General features: G+C 72.5%; 1 protein-coding gene (only partly in view). It reads right to left on the bottom strand.

Annotated elements, in window-relative coordinates; translation table 11 throughout:
* A protein-coding gene (locus HS048_RS34850) for a UvrD-helicase domain-containing protein (protein ID WP_196470108.1) crosses the window boundary here: on the bottom strand, positions 1–19,920 show its 5' portion. It extends 18,396 nt beyond the left edge of the window; 19,920 of the gene's 38,316 nt are visible here — the first part of the coding sequence; its start codon is at positions 19,918–19,920; the stop codon falls past the left edge of the window.

Genomic DNA, 19,920 nt, shown 5'->3' with positions numbered 1-19,920 from the left:
ACCGGGGCGGATGTCATGGCGGTCGATGCGCCCCCGGGGGCGGCCTTGGCGGGCGTGGTGCTCGGTCCAGATGCGTTCGTTGTCGCGGACCAACGCCGCCGAGTCACTGCGGCCGTGGTCGCGGTCGTATCCGGCGATCAGATGGATCACATCGTCGCGGAGTCCCAGACCGCGTGCGGAGCTCCACGTGGTCCAGGCTGCGGTATCGGCCGCCTCCCAGGCGAACGGCTGGCCGTGGGCATCGCGCAGCTCGGCCTCCACGATGGCGGCCAGCGCGTCGACTTCCTGGGCGGGGCGACCGCGAAGAAGGATCTCGGGCACGATGTCGAGGCCGGCGAACGCCGTCACGATGCGCAGACCGGTCTCGTCACCGACGACCAGCAGGTTCCCGTGCGGGGTGAGGGTCAGGTGCGGGCTGGCGGCGATGGCCGTCAACCGTTGGCGGGCCCGGGCCAGTCGTTCGGCGAAGGCTTCAGTGCTTTCTTCCGGCTCATCGGCTCCAGCGGGGCGGCGGGTGGGCAGGGCCTGGGCCGGAAGAGACGCCAGACGGGCGCGGATTGCCGCCACCTCCTCGAGCGTGGTGTCGTCGGCGAGATCCGTCTCGGTACCCGAGGCAGGAGCGGGGACGGTCGCCGGGTCGGGCAGGCCGGCGATGGCGATCAGCAGGGCGTGGAAGGCGCGGGCGGCCTGTGCGGGCGGCGTCGTTGCCGAGATCTCCGGCGATCCGGTGAGCAGCCACTGATTGCCCCGGTGGACTTTCGCCCGGTCGGGGCTGTCGTCGACGGTGAGGCTCCACGGCGGATCCTGCCCCGGGGGCTGCCAGCGCACGCGAAGGGTGCGGGTGCCGGCCTCCCACACCACGGCATGGCTGCCGGCGGCGATCCCCAGCTGGGTGAGGTGCGCGGTGATGTCCAGGGCACGGCGCAACTGCTCAGCGCGGGTGTCGTCGAGATCGCCCAGCGGGCAGTGAGCGGGGTCGCAGCCGTGCAGGTCGTGCCAGGTGCGCTGCAGGTCGGTGGCGAGCGCGGCTTCGTCGGGATGGACGGTGGGGACCGGGCCGGTGTCGGCGAGGACCGCCTCTGCGGCGTGCTCGCCCTCAGGAGGGCAGGGGGTAAAGTCCGGCGGCTCTTGATCGGCGTAGGCCGCCCGCAGACGCGCGACGGCATCGTGGTGTTCCTCCGGCGGCAGCCCGGAGACGGCGGAGCCGATCATCAGCTCGACGTAGGCCGTCGTGATCGCGGGGCTCAGCGCGGTGAGACGGGTGGCCGCGTCGGCGGCATCCCAGGCGAACGGCTGCCCGTCGGGGCCGGGCAGCGGCTTGAGGGCGACGGCAAAATCCGTCGCCTGCTGGGCGGTGGCGAAAGCGTAGTTGCGCAGCAGCAGGCCGCTGCCGGTGTGGGCGACGCGCCAGGACGCGTCACCAGGACCGCGGATGATCACAAAGGAGCCGTCGGCGGCCAACCGCGGTTCCGGCAGGCGCGCCAGGTGCTGGGCCCCGGCGGCGGCCGCGGGGAAGGGCCGGTCCCCGCCGGATCGCAGATGCTCAACGGCCGCTTCCAAGCGGGTGAAGCGCACTCCGGGGGCCGCGCCGTCCAGCAGGCGCCCGGTCGTGGCGTGCAGGAGATGATCCAGCGCATCGCGCCAGCTGTGCGCTTCCAGCTCGGAGGGGTCGGCGTCTTCTTGCTTGAAGTGCCACCCGGACGGAAAACGCCGGATGCCGCCCAGCGGCGCATCCCCCTGCAGCAGGCGGTATTCCGGCTGATCGCCGACACGCTCCAGCAGCAGGCCGGGGTGGTGGGGCAGGTGCAGGTCGGGCAGCTGCGGCGGCCGGCGGTAGGCGACCCGGTGGGTGGAGTACACCTGCAGCGAGGTCAGCGCCCGCCCCAGCTCATCGGTGTGCCGGCTGCCCAGCGGCAGCAGAGCCCCCATCGGGGCGCCGAAGCTGTCGAGGGCCTGCCAGCGGGCATCCAGCAGTTCCAGCTCGCTGTAAGTTCCTCCCCGCTGGGTGCGGCTCCCGGGAGCGACGCGGCCGGTGACGCGGACCTGATGCAGGTGGGCCGCCGGAGTACCCTCGAAGGCCTCCGGGTTGTCCCGCACGGACACCGTAGTGATCATCGCGAAGTCATCGCCCGGCTGAAGCAGGTAGGAGAAGCCTTCCTCCTGCGTCCAGCCCTCCGGCAGCGGCCGATCCAGCGCGGCCGCGGCGGCGGGCAGCATCTGCCGCTCCGGCTGCGGGGCGTCGAGCAGCGTCGTGACGGGGGCGGGAACCCACCGCGTGTACCGGCCCCGGTAGATGTCATCGACGGGCAGCTCGGTGCCGTCGGCACGATGGAAGGTCACATCCTGCAGCGGACCGCCCTGGACGCAGTCGAACCGCTCCCCGGCGATGCGCGCCCGCACCCGCAACTCCTGGCCGCGTCCCAGACCGGCCAGCGCGTTCAGGTGCGGGTCGTACTCGCCGAACTCGACGCTGTCTCCGGCCGCCAGCCGGTGGTTCGGGACCTTCTGCCCGTAGCGGCGCCCGTCCTGGTCACGCACGATCGGCTCATCCGGGTCCCGCTCCAGCCGGTCGTTTCGCAGCACCGTGGCGGTGGTGCCATCGGCCAAGACGACCTCGAAGGCGCCTGGACGTACTTCCGTCGTCTGGGTGACCTCGTCGATGACGTGCTTGTTCTCCCAGGCGAATCCGGCCTGGACGCGGATGCGATCGCCGGGCTGGATCTGATCGCCGTAGACATGCCCGGGGCCGGATGGCGCCCGATCGGGGCGCAGGGCGGTCCCGTTCTCGTAGTCGGTGACCTTCTGGGCGTCCTTGGTCGCATACCCGTGGTCGCGGTCGTGCTCGCCCTTGATGCGAGCGAGCGCTTCATTCCAGGACTCATCACGCTCCGAACGCCATGTCTGATCGATGTCAGCCCCGACGGTCCAGCCGTACGGGGTGCCGTCGGTGCCGATTAGTTTTTGTTCATACGCGCTCGCCAGCGAGAGCGCACCCTTGAGCCCTTTGTGCTGGGACTGCAGCGCCTTGGGCAGCATCCGCCCATCGGCGCTGCTGATGATGAGATAGGAGTATCTGCCCTTGGTCCCGGAGCGTTGGACGGCAAGCCGGCGCCCGGGCGTGAGAGTGAACGTGAGATCGCTTCCACTGGCCGGGTCGGCGGCACCGCGAAGGAACCGCCGCTGCATCGGGTGAAGGGGGACCGATTCATCGGCCGCCAACGCGCCCCAGCGGCGCAGCATCTGCATGACGTCGGCCGGCGGTTCGGCGCTGAGGGACGCGCCCGTCGATGCGGGAGCCCCGGCGACGGGCGCGATGACATCAGCGGTCGGGACGGGCGAGGAGGGAGCGATCGACGCGGAGGCAAGATCGAGGCTGCCGCCGGGAACGTCCGCCGGCTGCGACAGGCTGTCGCGCTGCTGGCGAAGCTGAGAATCGAGGAGCTGCCAGGCGAACATCCCCGCGGCTCTGGCTGCTGAATCCAGCGGTACCCATCCGCGGTTGATCAAGTCACCGCGCTCATGGGCGTAGGCGGCGGCGCCGCGCAGCGTGCGCGGGTCGCAGTCGCCGAGCCGGGCGCGGATGCCCGCAGCGTCCAGCTGTTGGTCGTGCAGACTCCGGGCCAGATCGGCGCCGTCCAGGTAAGCCGGATCCGGCAGCGGCGCGCGCTGGATGTCACGGGCCAGGTTCGCGGTGACGGCATCCCAGGCCGGCAGCCGCACGAGCAGGGTCTGCCGCAACTGGTTACGGCGGTCATCGGCGGAGATCTGCGGAGCGTCGCCGAGCAGGTCGAGCATCGCCCGGATCGCCATCGCCTCGGTGTGGAGGTCGTCGTCGCTGGCGTTCCGCAGGGTGTTTTCTTGGCGGGTGATCTCCTCAGCTGGGGCGGGCGTCGAGGTCAGCTCGGCCAGGGCCTCCACGGGTGGATCGGCAAGGTGCAGGGTCCGGGCCAGGCGCCGCAGGCGGGCTTCGTCCATCTGAGGGCTGCGGTGGTTCCAGATGCGCTGCAGGTGATTGCGGGTGGGAGTCCACGTCGACGCCTGGGCGGCGGCGTGGTGGGAGCTGATCCCCATCCGCGCCCAGGCGTAGTCCAGCGCACCGCGCACCGTCTCACGATCAGCGTCCCATGCCTCGTCGACGTTCTGCTGATCATGCAGGGTGCGGGCGAATTCGGCCCCGGCCAGGTAGGCGACGCTGGGAGGTCGGGTCTGGACGATCGACAGCGCCGGGAGGGCGGCCTCGTTGGAGAACAGGCCGACGTCCAGTCGGGCCCGCTGGACCATGGCGGAGGCGTCCAGCTCGGCCGGCGTGCGTTGGGCGAGGAACTCGGCAAGGCGGCTGACACCGGCCAACGGCTCCAGCGTGGTGCGCTGCTGGCTGGCGAATCGTTCGGCTTCTGCGGCGCTGGCGCCGTTGGCCAGGGCGATGCGCCGGGTGATGGCGACGGCGGCCTCGATCCCGGCTTGGCGGGCCTGGTCCAGGACGCGGTCGCGTTCGTTGAGCACGGGGGCGTCGCGCGGTGGGTCCAGGTCGGCGACCGCACCGCGCCACGCGGCGGCCAGCTGCTGGTAGGCGATATCGATGCTGGCGGCATCATGGCTGTCGAGGGCGTCGCGGTAGGCGCGGGCGTGCTCGATCAGCTCGCGGTGCGTCTCGGTGGGAAACAGGCCATCGGCGGGGGTGAACGGTCCCGAGGGCTGGGCTTGGGTTTTTGGGCCGGTCGGTACGCGAAGCTGCGGCTCATCCGCGGTGGACGGCGCGCTCGGCTGACCGGAGAGCGCGGACGGCGCCGCGGGGACATCGGCACCGGTGGCCGTCCCGGGGAATGGAAGGGCACTGAGGGGGAGGCCGGTCAGTTCGGGCCGCTGCTCCGCAGTGATCTCCAGAGCCGTCCAGATAGCGGCGGCCACATCCTGCCAGCGCTGTGCTTCGGCCTTCACCTCAGGCGCGGAGGGCACCAGTTCGCGATCGATGCCGCGCCCCTGGGCGTAGTCGGCGGCGCCGATCAACGCCTCGCGGTCGGCGGCGCGCACCGCGGCGGCAAACGCCTCAGGGTCGCGTCGTTCGGCGCGCAGGTTCCGGGCCAGCGCGATGCCGGAGCGGTAGGCGGGAGCAGGAATCACGGGCCGATCAGGATCGGTGACCTGGGTGTGCAGTAGAAACGCATCCCAGGCGACCAGGCGGGCCAATACCTCGGCGGTGATCTCTTCGCGCCGGAAGCGGGGCAGGCCGGGCGCGCGGTCGTGGTGGTCCACCAGGGCGTGCAGGCCTATGGCCTCCACCTGCAGGGCGGTGTCCGACAGCGTCAGCAGCCGGGCCAGATGCGTGTGCGCGCCGGTGGCGATCGCGCGACGCCGTGCATACCCGCCGACGGCCGTATCGATGGGGGGAAGCTCCAGGCGGGCCGCGACCGCGCGGAGGCGTTCGGCCTCGGGCATGGTCTGCTGCCAGGCGCGGATGCGATCCAGGCCCGCGGCGAGATCGGCCCATCCGGCGGGGTCCAGATCGGTCCGGGTGTCCGGCACGCGGGCCCGGGCACGGGCGTAGTCGACGGCGCCGCGCACGGTCTCCTCGTCCGCCGTCCACGCCGAACGAAGATCGTTCTTCGTGTAGCAGGTGTCGGCGAGCTGCGCACCGGCCAGGTATTCGGTTTCCGGACCTTCGGGGTGCGCGACCGACAGGGCCGGCAGGATCCGCGGATCGACCGGCAGATCGGTGTGGTGGTCGGCGAGCAGGGTCATCGCGGTCGCGTCGGCCTGTTCCGGTTCCCAGTCATCCATGCGCCGGGCGTAGGCGGCCACGCCCTCCAGCGGCCGATGACGCCGTTGCGCATCGATATGCGCGGCGGCGGCCTGCTCGTCGAGCCCGTAGGCGGCGGCGATCGCCGGGATGAGGTCCATCGCCCGCTGCTCGCACGCCTTGGCGGCGCGATACAGCAGGCGATCGACTTCACCGGTGACCGGGCCCGGCTCGGTCGGGGCGGCGTTGACCGCAGGATCGTGAACGGCGTCGACGAACGCGCCGTAGGCGATGTCCAGATCGGCGGCGGTACCGCGACGCAGCGCGTGCTCCAACCGGATGGCGGCCTGGCGCAACTGCTCGGTGACGGCAGGATCGAAGACTCCGTCCGCCGGATAGTAGTCGGCCCGCCGGCCGGTGCTGGCCGGCTCGGCCGGAACGTCGGCGGCCGGAACGTCGGCTTCAGGTACAGAGGCGAGGTCATCGCGAGGACGGAGCAGGACGGGATCGGCAGGTTCGGCGGATTCGCTGGATTCGGCCGAAGCGACGGCGCGAGGTCCGCGGATGGAGGCCGTGGCAGGATCGTCCGGGGCAGAGGGGAACAACGGCGCCAGCGAACCCGGCAGCACCAGGATCTTCACCGTGGGCTCGGCGCCCGCCTCCCAGACAGAGGAGCCGCTGTTTTTGTACCAGCGGCTGGTGACGGCTTCGCCGTTGAGCAGTTCACCGGCGATCTCGACATACTCGCCGTGGTCGATGGCGGGTGCGCTCACGCGGCACACTGCGCCGGAGTAGCCGGAGTGGTTGTAGAAGCTGCCGGGCCGGATCTGGCTCAGCGGGGTGGGGTCGTGCCAGTGGTCGGGCAGGGCCGCCGCCAGATCGCGCAGGCGCTGCATGGCCGCGGCGTAGGGATCGTCGGCTGTGGCGTCTGCGTCGAGGTCGAACAGCGTGGCGGCGGTGTCCGGGCTCGTCGGGGTACGGCGCGAGGTCGGATCCTGTCCGGCGGGATCGCTCTGGTGGGTGTGCAGGGCGCGGTGGAGGATGGTGGCCCGCAACTCGTGCAGGAGCGCGTCGAGTTCTCGCTGGGCCATCGCGTGCAGGTGGGATTCCCCGATCGCGCCGAACACCTCCCGGGCCGAGGTGTAGCGGGCATCCACCGACGAGGCGGTCAAGAACGCATCACGCAGGTGCGGGTCGAGGCCCGGGGCGATCCACTGCCGCAGGCGCCCCCACGTCACCAGGCCGTTCCGGGTGCCGTCCGGGGCGCGCACCGTGATCTCCATGCCCTTCGGCTGGACCTGAGTCAGCTGGTACAGGCCGGGCTCGGGCCCGCCGGAGCGGGTCCCGGAGGATCCGTGCCGTTCGGAGATCACCCTGCGGAGTGCTCGGTGGTCGTCGATGCTGCGGATCAGCGCGGCCAGGAACCACGGGTTCTGGTCGGTGATGGCGTAGCGGATGTCGATGTCGGTGAGCGCGAGGGTGTCCCCGCCCGGCGCGTGGGAGACGGGTTCGGGAGCCGTCATCGCGGCGGTGGCGGACTGTTCCTGCACCGGGGCGTCGGCGAGGGGATCCTGGTCGGCGGTGAGTTCCGGCGGCAGGGGCGCGAAACGCGGCAGCTGTACGATCTGCTGCGGCGGATCACCACCGTCCTTGGCGATGGTGAGGGTGGTGGGGTCGGCGTAGACGCCGCGGCGCAGGACGCGGCCGGTCAGGACCACCTCATCGCCGGTATCGCGTGGATCCTCGGTCAGGACGAACAGCCGCATGTCGTGGCGGAGCCTGCCCAGCGCGTCTCCGGCGCGCAACTGTGATAGCGCCTTGGTGGTCTCCCACTGCTCGGGGAGCTCGGCCATCAGCTCGCTGATGCGGTCCAGCACTTCCTGGCGGGCCGCCGAGAGCGTCTGTTCGTCATCGGTTGCCGCGGCGGAGAACAGGTCTTCTGCCTGCGGCGCCGACGTGTGGGCCGATGCCGGTGAGCCGATGGGGCCCAAGGGGGTGCGGGCGGCAAACGCCATCGCCTCATCGCGGATCACCGTGGCGTAGGTGTCCAGCTCCCGGCGCAGGGCGGAGGCGTGCTCGTCGGTGCCGGTGATGGCGAACACTTCATGGCCCTGCATGGAGTGGTGGTGGGCCGCCATGGCTTCGACCAGGATGCGCCGCTGCTGGTGGGTCAGGCCGGGCCGGATCCACCGGTCGATGATCTGCCGCCAGGGTGCGACCCCGCGGCGGGTGCCGTCGACGGCGTGCACCTCCATGTGCAGGCCCTGAGCGGTGGTGTGGGCGTTGCCTTGCCCGTTGATGCGGGAGGTGAGCTCCTGCAGTCCGGCAGGGTCGTCCATCACGGACACGAAGTGCGCCCACCAGGAGGTGGTGTAACGGCTCAGCCCAGTGATGATGTCGTCGTCGCGCAACGGCTTGGGGGTGATGCCCAGCTGGGGGGCGAAGCGGGCGGCGGCGACGTCCAGCGGCAGGCTGGCGGTCTCCTGCTCCTTGCCGTTGTGCGTCATCCAGATCGAGGTGCGCCCGTCGGGCCAATAAGTCATCCGGTAGACGACGCCTGCGGCGCGCAGCGCGGTGAGGATCTCGTCGTGGACGCGTTCGGTCTCGGTGGCCGGTTGAGCGGGCTCGACGGGGGCGGCGGCGCCGGTGGGGTCGATGCCGTCGACGGCGACGATGCCGCGCACGGCCGCGGCCAGCCGCTGATGCAGCTCGTGTTGCCGGCTGGAGAAATAGAAGGCGCGAAACTCCGGCGGCAGCTCCACCTGCTCGGCTCGCATCAGCCGCACCAGCCAGACGGAAAAGACCCGCTCGGTGAAGTCGTCGAACTCCAGCGTGGCGACCGCAGCCCGCAACGGCACATCGGCCAGCGCCAGCGCGGTCACCGCGTTGACCCCTGTGGTGATCGCCTCAGGGGCCGGGTGGTCGGCCTTCAGCAGCGACTCAACGGTGATCATCGTGCGGGCGTGGTAGTAGTTCGCGCGGGCGGACAGGGCGGTGCGCGCCACATCCAGCAGGTGCTCGCAGGCGTCGTGGAACCTCGCCGCGGCCGGGGCCTCGGCCGGGACTTCGGCGGTTGCCAACACGTGCTGCAGCACCGCCCAGCAGCGGTAGATCTCCACCGGGCGCGGCCCGGGGAGCGTTTCGGCCAGATCGGCGATGGCCTGTTGAATGCGGGCCGCGTCGGCGGGGGTGAACGTCGCCTTGGGCAGGGTGATCGCCCACAGGTCGTCCACTGCGGAGCTCAAGCGCGCCTTGCGCTCCTCAGGTGTGTCCCGGGTGTGGTCCGCGTCGGCGGTCGCCGGCGCGTCCGGTGCCGTACCGGGGCGGGGAACCACTGCGGGAAGGGCGGGCGTGGGCGCGCCGGGACCGGCCTCAGCAGCGGGCGGCGGGACCACCGCACCCGACGAGCCGGGGGACTCGCCCGGGAGGGTGCGACCGCCTGCGGGGCCGTCCTTTTCCAGGGCATCGCTCTCGTGTTCGGCGCTTTCGGGGGCGGGGGAGAACGCAGGCTGCTCCTGCTGATCGCGGGGGTGTTCGGCAGCCGGGGCGGGATGGTCGGCAGACCGGAGGGATTGCGTCTCGGCGGGGAGAGAGGCGGGTGTCGATTGCGGGCTGCTGGCGAACAGGGGAGCCAGCGACTGCGGCAGCCCGATGACCTCCACGGTGGGATCGGGGTTGGGGACGGGCGAGCCAAAGGGGTGCTTGGACCAGGTCGCGGTGGCGCGGGCGCCGCTGTCGACCAGCTCGCCGACCAGCTCGAGGTCATCGCCGCGATCGGTGACCGGTTCGGTGACGCGCAACAGCTCAGCAGAGTGAGGGCGGTGGATGACGCTGCCGGGCTGTATCTGGCTCAACGGGATGTGCTTACCCCAGTGTGCGGGCAAGAGCGCTCTCAGCTGCCGCAGCCGGGCCAGGTGCGCGGCATAGGGGGGATCGGTGGCGGGCGTGACGGCCTCGGTACCGAGGTCGAACAGCCCATCAGGTGCCTCGGTGGTCGCCGCGCGGCGGCCTGGTGGACGCGAGGGCGGATCCGCCTGCAAGGCTCGTTCGAGGATGTCGGTGGTGAGCATCTCCAGGACGTCGTTGATCTCTTGTACCGCCTGGCGGTGCAGGTGCCGCTCGCCGATGGCGGCGAAACCGGTGCTCGCCGTGCGGTAGCCGGTCGCCAGTTGCTCGGCGGCTAGGAAGGTTTCCTGGGTGAGCGGGTCCAGGTTGGAGGTGAGCCACTGCCGCAGGCGTCTCCAGGGCACCAGCCCGCGCCGGGTGCCGCGGCCGACTTCGATCTCCAAGCCGTTGCGCCGCACGTCAATCGACTCGGATACGCCGTGTTCCGGGCCGCCGCTGCGCCGGCCGCTGGTGCCCCGCTGAGTGGAGATCTCATCGCGCAGGACCTGGGGGTCGTCCTTACTGCGCAGCACGATCGACATGAAACGCGGGCCATAAAGCTTGAACGCGTAGAAGATGTCGATGTCGGTCAGTTCGGCGGGCGCCGAGTCTTCTGCCGGTGAAGGCGGTGCCGCGGTGGTTGTCCGCGCTGCCGGGGCGGGCCTGGTGTTCGTTTCGCTCGCCGACGTAGGTAGCCCGGCTGGCACGCTGGGGTCGGAGGCGTCCGTGGTCGCGCCGGTGATCTCGGGCGGCGGAGGGACGAAACCCGGCAGCCCGATGACGTGCTGCTCGGTATCGCCCCCGTCCTTGGAGATCACCAGAGTAGAGGGATCGGCGTAGATACCGCGCTCCAGCACCCGGCCGGTCAGCTCCACATGCGTTTCGGCATCGCGGGGCGGCGCGGTGAGCACGAAGACGCCGCCGCCCTCGTCGCGGACCAGTGCGTCACCGGTGGCCAGCGCCGACAGCGGTTTGCTGTCGTGCCACTGTGGCGGCAGCTGGGCGGCGAGCTCCCGCACCCGCTGCAGCGTCGCCTCCTCCTGCGGCGTGGAGGGTTTGTCGAAAGAAGCGGCGACGAGGGCCGGGTCGTCAAACAGCGCCGCTTGCGGAGCGGCGGTGCGGGAGGCGGAGGCCGCGCCCAGAGGAGTACGACCGGCGAAGTCGACGAATGCGGCCAGAACCTCACGGCTGACCGCGGTGAGCTCGTTGCGAAACGCGGTGGCCTGATCCCTGGCACCGAGATCGTCGATCGCGAGCTGGTCGTCCTGCACGTGACTGATCGCCGCGTCGGCCTCGATCAGAATCTGGCGCTGAACCGGGCTCAGGGCCGGGCGGATCCACCGGTCGCTGATCTGCTGCCAGGGCACGACCCCGTACCGGGTGCCCTGTAGCGTGTGGACTTCGATCTCCAGACCCTGGCGGGTGGTCATGATGCCCCCGCGGCCGCTGGATTGGGCCAGGACCGCGCGCAGCTGGGCCGGGTCGTCCATCGCGGCGATGAAGCGGGCCCACCAGCCGGTGCCGTACACCTCAAGGGCTTCGACGATGTCGCTGTGGAGCAGCGGCTCGGGGGTGATGCCCAGGTGGGGGGCGAAGCGGGCGGCGGCGACCTCCAGGGACAGGCGGCCGCCCTGCCGCCGGGTGTCGGGGGACTGCACCCACACGGCGGTGAGCCCGCTGTCCCAGTAGTGGATCTCGTAGCGGATCTGCGCGTCGCGCAGCCCGGCCATGACCCGGTCCTGGAACCGTTCGGCCTCGGTGCTCGGTCCGAAGGGAGTAACGGGCTCGGCGTGGCCGGTGGGACTGATGCCGTCGACCGCGACGATCGCGTGCACCGCGATGGCGATCCAGCGGTGAATGCGCTGTTGCCGGTGGGAGAAGTAGGCGGCGCGGAACTCGGCCGGCAGCGGCTGCTCGGCGGTCCGCACCAGCCGGTTCAGCCACAGGGGCACGATGCGCTCGGCGAAGTCGTCTTCGTGGGTGGCGGCTGCGGCCGCGCGCAGCGGCAGGTCGGCGCAGGCCTGCTGGATGACGTTCTCCAGCGTGGCCACGACGACGTCCGATCCCGGCCGGTCGGCGGGGAAGGAGGCGCGCGGGCTGATGTCCTCATTGCCGTAGGCGCGGTCTTGCGCGGGCACGACCTCGCGGGCCAGCGTCAGCAACCGGTCGCGTTCTTGCAGGCGGTGCGGGGAGGAGCCCGATTCCGCGGAGAGATCGACGCCGGCCAGAACGTGCTGAAGCGCGATCCAGTGCCGGTAGCACTCCCAGGTCTGGCGGTGCTCGATGGCCTGGGCTAGGGCGAGAGCGGCCTGCCGGATCCGCGTGGTGTCGGCGGGTGTGAAGAGGTCCTCGGGGAGGGGCAGCGTCCGCAGTTGCTCGACCAGCGTTTCGGCATAGGCCCGCCGTTCTTGCCACGGCGCGTCAGGCCCCGGCCCTGATTCGCTGATCGAGGAATCGGCAGGTGCCGCGGGCTGATGCGGTGAAGCGGGGTCGGTGGCGCGGGAAGAGCGTGGCGCCGCACTCGGCGGTGCCGTGGGGGAGGGCGACGCCGTAGCGGGCGGTTCTGCGTGCGCCAGTCCGGTTGCCGGAGGCGGGGTGACGATGCCGTCCAGGGAGCCGGGCAGGTGCAGCACGATGACGTCGGGGTCCGGCTCGGGGCTGCGCCCGGGTGGCGGCCATGACAGGGTCTCGCCGCGCACGCCGGCGGTGAGCACGACGCCGGTCACGCTCCAGCGGCCGTTGGCCTCGGCCGGCTCCTGGGTGACGAGCAGGGGAGCGCTGCTGCGTTCGGGGCGGTGGACGACGTCGCCCGGGCGCAGTTGCGACAGGCGCGCACTGGTGGTGCGCGCCTCGGGCAGGACCGCGCTGAGGGCGGTGATGCGCGCCAGCACCGCCTCGACGTCGACGTCGTCGTGATGCGAGTTGTCGTCGTCGAACAGCGTCGCCATCTGTGGCTGGGAACGGGCCGGTACGGCCGGTGCGGTGGCCGTCTGCCGTACGGCGGCGCGGACCGCGTCGGCCAGGCCGGTCAGCTCGGTAACGGCCTGATCCCGCAGCGCTTCTTGCCCGGTGAGGGCGAAATGCTTCCGGTGGGTGCGGTAGCCGTCCAGGGCGGTATCGGCGGCCAGCAGGATCTGGCGCTGGCCGTCGGGGATCCGCTCGCGTAGCCAGGGCAGCAGTTTCGGCCAGCCGCGCCGCCCCCGGCGGGTACCGGCAGGGGTTTCGATCTGGATCTCCAGGCCGCCCTTGTCCGCGTGGATGTTTTCCAGGGCGCCGGGGTCGGCTTCATCTGGGCCGCGTTGGCGGCGGCTTCCCCAGGGGAACAGCTCCTCGGTCAGGCGAGGGTCGTCGGTGGCGCGCAGGGCCCGGGCCAGCCACCGGTAGCCGAGGTGCCCCAGCACGGTCGCCAGATCGGCGTCGGTGAGAGGCTTGGAGCGGACGCCGATCTTGGGGGCGTGCCGTTCGGCGGCGACATCCAGCGGAAGGGTGTCGCCCTGCAGGGAAACGTAGATGTGGACGCGGCCGTCGTCGTGGAAGACCGGGTCGTGGCCGTAGGCGTACTCATCCCGCAGCCCTTGCATGATCCGGTCGGTGGAGGCGTCGCGGATCGGGATCGGCGCCGAGATCGGCGATGCGGGCGCGGGCATGCGCTGCCAGCGACCATGCAGGTAGCGGGCCAGGCGGATGTACAGCATCCCCTGCGTGCCCTTGGAGGTGAAGTAAGTACGGCGCAACGCCTCGGGCACGGCAGGAGAGGTGCGGATCTGCTCAGTCAGCCAGAACGGGAAGATCCGCACCTCGAAATCACGCAGCTCCAGCTCGGTGGCGGCGCGGCGCAGACCCGGATGCGCGAGCGCCTGCTCGGCCACGGCGTCGAGCGCCTCCAGCGCCTGCGCCCGCTCCTGCGACGACAGAGGGAAGCCGAACAGGCCGGAAAACCAGGCCGAGGCCGATGGAGGATCGTCCAGCTCTTCCACGGGGATGTCGTCGGCGGACCGGGCCGATGCGGTGGCCGGTGCGGCGGGCGGGTGTTGTTCGGCACGAGCACCGGGGGCCGGCAGGACGGCCTGGACCGACTCTGCGGTGCCAGGCGGATTGACGAGCGGACTCATCGGCGGCGACGCTTGGGCGGCGGCGGGAGCAACAGCGGTGGGGACGTCGGTACGCGCGGCTGGTTCGGCGCTCAGGCTGGGGCCGGTGGGGGCGGCCTGCAGGTCCGGCAGCCGTATCACGCTGTGCTCGGCCGGGTCGATCTCCTGCGTGGCCTCGGTGCCGTCGCTCTCGCGCAGCCGCACCACCTTCACGACCGGACGGCTGGGGTGGTCGGTGATGGCCTGGACGTGGCCTTGCACCCATACGCCGCCGCGGGAGATCACCCGGATCCGCTCCCCGAGGGTGATCGCCTGCGGGGTGATGGAACCGGCCGCAGGCCGCTGGCGCTGCTGGTCGGCCGCCTGCTGTTCGTCGTCCTCGCGCACCGCCAGGGAGGCGATGCCGTGGGCGCGGTCGTAGGCGGCGATCTGCCGCTGGATCTCCTGGCGGATGCTGCGGCCGTCGGCCGAGTGCCACTGCCTGATCTCCTGGCGGGCCTGGGGCGAGCTCCACGGGAAGACGGCACCGTCGGCGTCGCGCACCTGCTGTTCGATCCACCCGGCCAGGGCCACGGCCTGCTGGCTGCTGCGCCCTTCCAGGAACACCGCGGGCAGATGCAGCAGCGTGCGCGCCAGGGCGATCTGGCGCTGGCCGTCGCGGTCGGTGTAGATGAGCAGGTGCCCGCCGGGGCTGAGGGCCAGTTCGCGGCAGCGGCGGATATGCCCGGCCAGATCCTTCTGCTTTTTGATCTTCGCGGCGTAGGTGTCGTCGGTGTCGGCGGGCCCGAACGGCGTGGCCCGCCGTTGCCGCTCGGGGCGCATCTCGGGCGGGAAACTCTCGAGGTAGGCCAGCAACTCGCTCAAGGTGGCGAACCCCGGCCACGCCCGCTCCGCTGCGGCCGCATCATCGCGCTCGTCGACAGCGGACGGCGGTAAGAGTTCGGCCTTTCCCGTGACGTTAGCGGGGAAGGTGCCGTCGAGCTCGCGCAGCGAGGGAGGCGGCCGCAGGGCCCACACGGCCGGCTCATCGGCCCCGGCGTCAGCGGGGTAGGACCAGACCGTGTCCGGCTGCGGCTGGCCGGGCTGCAGCAGGGTGCCGCTGAGCTGAAGCCCGGTACCGGTGCTCGTGGCCGCTCCGGTCAATCGCAGCGGCCATCGGGACCGCTGCGGGTCGGTGATGACCATGCCGGCTCTCAGCTGCCTCACCCGAACCGGCGTGCCCGCGCCGGCGCGCGGCGGGGCCAGCGCCTCCAGGCGCTCCAGGCGCTTAAGGATCGCGGCCGCGCGTTCTTCGGGGTCGTCGTCCGGGGCGACCTCGCCGATCGACAGCAGCGCGTTGTCATCGGGAGCATCGCGGCGCGGCTTGGGCCGGACGCGGGCGGCCGGGCGGCCGCCCGGGGAGCGCTCATGGGCGGCTTGGGCCGCCTGGAGGATCGACGTGGCCGCCTGCGCTTGGTAGTCGCGGAGTTCCTCGCGCACCAGTGCGCCCAGCTGTGCTTGGCCGACCAGGCGCAGGCTTTCCTCACCGCTGACGTAGCGGGCGTGCAGCAGGTCGGCGCGCCGCAGGAGGTCGCACTCCGGCAGCTCGGCGGCGGGCTCCAGCCACTGGATGACCTCCTGCCAGGTCAGGGCGCTTTCGCGGTGGCCGTCGGCGCTGATGCGCAGTCCTGCGGCGGTGATCTCGATCTGGGATGCGGCATCGGCATCCGGTTGGTCGGAGCTGCGCAGATGGTCGAGGGCCGCGTGCAGAAAGCGCAGGTGCCGGGGGTCGTCGCGGCCGCGCAGCAGGGTGGCCAGCAGGGACGGAGGCAGTTGGCCGAGCGCGCGGGCGGTGTCGGCATCGGTGGCGGGCCCGGGCACCGGAGCGGCAGCGCCGCCGACGGTCGGGGCTGCCGGGGCGGCGGGGGTGGCGGTTGAAGGCGGCGGTGATGCGGTCGGCTGCTCGATCGCTGGCGTGGCTGGCGGTGTGGCCTGCGGGCTGGAGACGGCCGCGGGGATGGCGGATGCCGGCGGTTCACCGGCGGTGCCACTAGGGGCGGGAGCGCTGCGGGACAGGGGTGTCGGCTCGCTGATGACGAGCATCATCTGATCGCCGTCGACCTCGCCCGGGCGTTCGGGGGCCGCATCACCGGCACGGCCAGCGGAACCGGGCAGGGCAGGGGGCGGATCAGCGGGGGCAGGAGCGGCCGGCAGGTGGGACGGCGCGGAGGCAGGCGCGTCACCGAAAGGACGCGGCCCGGCAGGCGGGGCTGGCGCCGGGGGCGGATCCGGTGAGGCCACCGGCCCCTCCGCTGCCGGTGCGGGGGACCGCTCGGGACCGGGGACGGCAGCAGGGACAAGGTCGGTCGAGGACGTGTCCGCCGGGGGTTCGGTGCGTTCCTGCGCTGGGGGGTGCAGGAGCATGACCCGGGCAGGGGCGTCCACCTCGTGCACGTCCGGGACCAGCACGACGCGGTCGCGCTGCTGGCTGCGGACCTCCACGGTGCCGAGCAGGATGAGGGAAGGGTCCTGCTCATCGCGGCCCAGGAACATCCCGGTGATCGTGACCGTCTCACCGGGCCGAAATCCCCGCTCCAGCAGCTCCAGGTCCACCGCGCCGGCCGTGGTCGTCCAGCGCACCCGCTGCCCGGCGGACAGGTCGGCGGTGAGCACCAGTTCCTCGCGCACGGCTCCGCTGCGGTCGCGCACGATCGCCGCCTCACCCAGCAGGAAGCGTTCGTTGCGCAGCACGGTGATGTCGGTGCCGTTGTCGAAGTGCACCTGGAACTGGCCCGTGCGGCGCCCCGGCGTGACCGCAGTGATGCGGGCGGAGGTCGGTACGGCGTGGTCGTCCTCGCGCACCGTCAGCGTCATGCCCGGCCGCAACTGGTCACCGTAGCTGTGACCCTCGGGCAGCGCAGGCCGGTCCGGATCGGGGCGGATGGCCAGCCAGTGGCAGGCCGCCGTGGTGGTGGGATGGCCACCGGCGATGTCGTGCTCGGCACTCACCCGCAACAGCGCATCCCACCAGGACTCTCCGTCGTCGGTGCGGAAGGCGTCGAGTCGCTGCCGCAGGACCGCAGGATCGTCGGTGTCCCAGTCCACGGGCTGGCCCTGGGCGTCGCGCAGGTGCTCGATCGTCGCAAGCAGGCGGCGGATCGCGCGCTCGTTGCCCCACTGCGGCAGCACGTCGCTGCCGCCGGGAAAGTCCGTGCGCCGGATCGGGGTCGCGGTCGCGGCGTGCAGCAGCTGCCAAGCGGCGCGGTTGGCGGGATGGTGGTAGGCCAAAAACCCGTCGCGCCCCAGCCCGAGGGTGGCCTCATCGGCCAGGGCGCTGCCCTGCTGCCGGTAGAAGGTGCGCAGTTCCGCGAGGCTGGTAAACCGGGCACCCGTCGGACGCGCGGCCGGTTGTGGTTGCGGCGGGGTGCGGGCCGGCGCCGGGGCGGACGCGGGCGTATCGGCGCGGGTCGGCTGCTCCCGCCCGGCTGGAGATGGGGGAGTGGCGGGAGCGCGGTCGCGGGGCACCGCTGGGTTGCGAGGGGTGTCGTCGAGGCGGGTGCGTCGATCCGGTGCGCGGACACCGGCGGGAGCCGTACGCGCGGGCGGCCCGCTCGCGGCGGTGGCGCGCAGCCGTACGGTCAGCTCGCTGGCGTGCGCGGCCAGCAGCTGCAGGATGTGGCGATCATCGGCGGTGACGAAGGCCTGCCGGGCGGCCAGCAGCCGCTCCCCGGTGGTGCACGCCTCAAGCAGTCCCGCATACCCGGCGGCGGCTGGGCCGGGCGCATCGGATGAGGGACTGAGTTTCCTCCAGGCCAGGTCGATGAACGCGCCTTCGTTGGTTCCGGCCGTACCGAGCTCGGCGCGTAGCTCTTCTTCCTCTTTGTGCAGGAGCGTGGCCGTCGGGGTGGCGGTCCATGCCTGGTAGAGGCGCTGGAGCACGGCGCGTGCGGCGCCCAGTTCCTCCGCCGAGGCGAACCGGTCGCGGCGGCCGCTCGGTTCCGGCAGGGGCGGCGACGGCGTGCGCTCCGGCGGGGCTGTGCCGGCGCGGGGATCGGGTCCGGCCACCGTGCCCGGCCGCGGGGGAACCGTCGATGCGGCGGGTGCCGGGAGGGGAGTACGGGCGGGTGCGGGCGGTTCCGGCGCGGAAACCGGCTCCGGACCGCTGTCACCGGGCGAGACCGCCGCATCCGGACGAGCCGGAGGCGCCGGGGCGCTGGCGGCAGGCGGCAGGTCGCGGAGGCGGGGCGGCGAGGTAGTAGCAGCGGCGCCCGGTGTGGCCGTATCCCTCTGCGGGGATGCCGGGGCCGGTGCGGCCGGGGCGCTGTCCTGGTGGGCTGCGGTCGGCGCATCGGCAGGTACAGCGCCGAAGGAGGCGCCCTCGCGCTCCGGGGCCGGAGGCGCGCCCGGATCGGTCACGTCGGGAACGCCGGTGGAGGGCGCGGCGGGCGCCACCGGCCGCGCCGGGTCCGGCGGTTCCGTGGTGTGCTCGTCGCCGCGCGGGGCCGGAGGCGAGGCAGCCGTGCTGGGCGGCGTGGCCGGTACGGCAGGCGGTGCGCTGTCACGAACGTCGGGGGCCGACTGGGGCGGGGATGTCACCCGCCGGTCGGCGACCGGCGGCGCAACGGACACCGGGGGCAGGATCCCGCCTCCGGCGGCGGGCGGGGCCGTTGATCGGTCAGGCTCGACGGGCTGGGCAGGGGGAGCGGAGGGAGGCGCGGGTTCTGGGCGGGGTGGCGCGGGCGGGCCGGTGACGGGAGTGGCCGCCGCGGCGGGGGCGGGCGGTGGCGTGTCCGGCTCGGGATCGGTGACCGGCTGCTGCGTGCCGGTGTCCGGCCGGGCAGCAGGCACGTCCTGCCGGGGCGCGGCCGGAGCGTGGTCACCGGTCGCCGGGGCGCGAACGGCATCACCAGTCGGCGGGGCCGCATCCACGGGCGGCGCCGGCCAGACCTTCTGATCGGCTACGGGCGCGGCCGGTCGGGACGGGTCAGGCGTGGCCGGGGGTTCGTCGACGATGACCACGGTCAGCTCGTCCAGGAGTTGCGCCGCGGTGGTCTGCGAGCTCACCGTGACATCGCGGTGGGCGTGCAGCTCCGCGGCCAGGATGTCCAGCGTCTGCCGCTTGGCCGCTCCCTCGCCCCAGTCGGCGACCTGCGTCCAGACCTCGGCGATCTCCTGGGCTGAGGCCGAGCGCCACCAGGCGTCATCCAGCCAGTGCAGCAGGGCCGCGCGCTGGTAGACGTGCTCGCCGTTTTCGCCGCGCAGCGTCGCTTCGGTCGCTTCCAGCCGCACCTGGACGTAGGCGAGTTGCTCGCGCAGGGCGCTCTCGGCCGCCGGGATGTGCACCGGGGCGGTGATCTCCTCGGTGTCCGGCGGCCGGTGCACGGCGATCAGATCGTTGAGGCGGCGCTGCTCCACCAGCAGCGCATCGCGCAGCTCCTGCGCGTCGGCCGGGGCTCCGGCCAGGACCTTTTCGCGCCGCTCCAGCGCCTGCTGCCGGACGGCGGCGGCGTGCAGGCCGCTGACGTCGGCCACCGGGGTGGCGGTGACATCCTCACCCGGGTAGACCTCGATCGCGAACCGCAAAGAGAGCGCCGGGCCCGTCGTCCCGGTCGCCGCGCCGAGTCCGGCGTCGAAGGCCAGCAGCTGCTCGGCGCCGAACAGCGCCGCGCCGATCCCGGCGCCGGGCCGGCACCCGATCTGCTGGGCCACGATCGTCTGCTGCCACAGGTCACGGATCACGTAGCTGTAGACCGGCTCATCGACCGGCAGCTGACCACCGGACCGGGGAGCGCGCGCGTCCGGTGGCCAGGCCCGCGCCAGCAACCCGACCACATCCCGGGCCTGCATGCGCACGTTGTCGACGCGCACCCCGTAACGGGCCTCGGTTTGGGCGCTCAGATGCGCCAGCGCCGCCTGCGCCCCCGGTTCGGCCAGCGCGGCCCAGCTGACGATCAGCTGCCAGGCCGCGCCCAGCCGCTCGGGGGAGGCCTGCGCCCACCAGGCCGGATCGTAGACCTGCCGCATGCTCGGCTGGGCGACGGCCAGCTGCGCCTGCATCTGGCGGGCATAGGTAGCCAGCGCCGCATCACCGTGCGCCTGGGCGGCGCGGGCGCGCTGCCCGCGCATGCCGGCCAGATACTCACCCCGGCGTCGCCCGATGGCCACCGCGCGCTGGACCCGGCGCACGAGCGGGTGACGGCGCGCTGCTCTCAGGACGGAGATCGCCAT

The organism is Planomonospora sp. ID91781 (assembly GCF_015711595.1).
GTDB classification, from domain to species: domain Bacteria; phylum Actinomycetota; class Actinomycetes; order Streptosporangiales; family Streptosporangiaceae; genus Planomonospora; species Planomonospora parontospora.
This window is presented reverse-complemented; position numbering and strand designations above follow the sequence as displayed.